The following is a 1,221-nucleotide window of genomic DNA, read 5'->3' as shown; positions in this document are numbered from 1 at the left end:
TGATCGGTCGGTTCAGAACCTCGGTGATCTCGTTCGGTTGCATGGTCATCCCTCTCATGGTCGCGCGGCCCGTCGTGGCCGCTGGTGCCCCTGGGACGGAGCCGACGCTACATTCTCGACACCCGCAAGCGTGCTGAGTTGTGGGACCTGCTTCCGGTCGTCACTGCCCTGGGGCACACGCACCGCCGAACGTCGTCGCCGACAACGCTCACGAACATCGACGTCATCGGCACGAACGATTCCCCTAAGAGGAGTGGGATGGTGGGATCATGCCCGTTCTCGTCTCCCCCGTCGTTCCAGATGGTCGCCTCAGCGCTCGCCCACAGCCGACGCTTCGTGTGGACGAGCTCGTCATGCGTCCGTGGCTGCTCTCAGACGTTGATGCGGTGGTCGCCGCGTACGACGACGCCGAGATCCAGCGCTGGCATGTTCGGACCATGAACCGAGACGAAGCGCTCGCCTGGCTGGCCTCGTGGCCGGATCGGTGGCGCAGTGAGACCGGCGCTGGTTGGGCGGTGACCCAGGATGGCGTTCTCGTCGGTCGAGTCGGGCTCCGCTCGATCGGTCTCCACGAAGGAACTGCCGAGATCGCATACTGGACGATTCCTGCCGCGCGCGGCAGGAACATCGCCACGCGAGCTACGCGAGCAGTGTCGACATGGATGTTTCACCATGGTGGCTTCCACCGGATCGAACTTCGGCATTCGACCGCCAACACCCACTCCTGCCGTGTCGCGGAGAAGGCCGGCTTCGGCTACGAGGCCACAATCCGGCAGGGTGTCCTGCACCTGGACGGGTGGCACGACATGCATCTGCATGCGCGGCTGGCTTCAGACCGAGCGCTGCCCTCGCTCGACCGCAGCTGATCCGGGTGTCGGAAATATAGCGCTGGCCTCGTAGGGTCACAGCACTGCGTATTCTCGGATCTACGGGGGCAGGACACGAGCCCCGCCCTCGGCTGCCAGGTTGGCGGTGGTGGGCAGGGCTGTGTGCTGCTGTTGGTGGTGGTTCAGTGGGTGGTTGCGTCACTGGGCCAGTGGTGGTCGGCGCGGGGGCGGGCGTGGGAGGGTGCCCGTGCACCGCCCCGCGTGTGGTCCCGTGCACGGTCCTGTGTGTGGTCCCGGCGGTGTGACCGGGTGCCGGGTGCGGGTGGTGGTGACGACCGGTAGGTGTGTCCGGTGGGTGTGGTGGTTTCGACGATGTGGCGGTCGGGGTCGATGA

At 66.3% G+C, this 1,221-nt stretch carries 2 protein-coding genes; one reads left to right on the top strand and one right to left on the bottom strand.

The genetic code is table 11. The features are described from left to right. Nucleotides 1-269: 269 nt before the first annotated feature. Nucleotides 270-866 carry a GNAT family N-acetyltransferase gene (locus tag ELR45_RS34070; RefSeq protein WP_129670245.1) on the top strand — a complete coding sequence of 199 codons (597 nt, stop codon included), beginning with the start codon at nucleotides 270-272 and terminating at the stop codon, nucleotides 864-866. Between the two features lie 143 nt (nucleotides 867-1,009). Here ELR45_RS34070 and ELR45_RS40155 read toward each other — a convergent pair. After that, a partial coding sequence (locus ELR45_RS40155; RefSeq protein WP_205857820.1) for a hypothetical protein occupies nucleotides 1,010-1,221 on the bottom strand: 212 nt, incomplete at its 5' end.

This window comes from Phytoactinopolyspora endophytica (assembly GCF_004138495.1).
GTDB classification, from domain to species: domain Bacteria; phylum Actinomycetota; class Actinomycetes; order Jiangellales; family Jiangellaceae; genus Phytoactinopolyspora; species Phytoactinopolyspora endophytica.
Note: the sequence above shows the minus strand (reverse complement) of the source record. Positions and strands in the feature narration are given on the sequence as shown.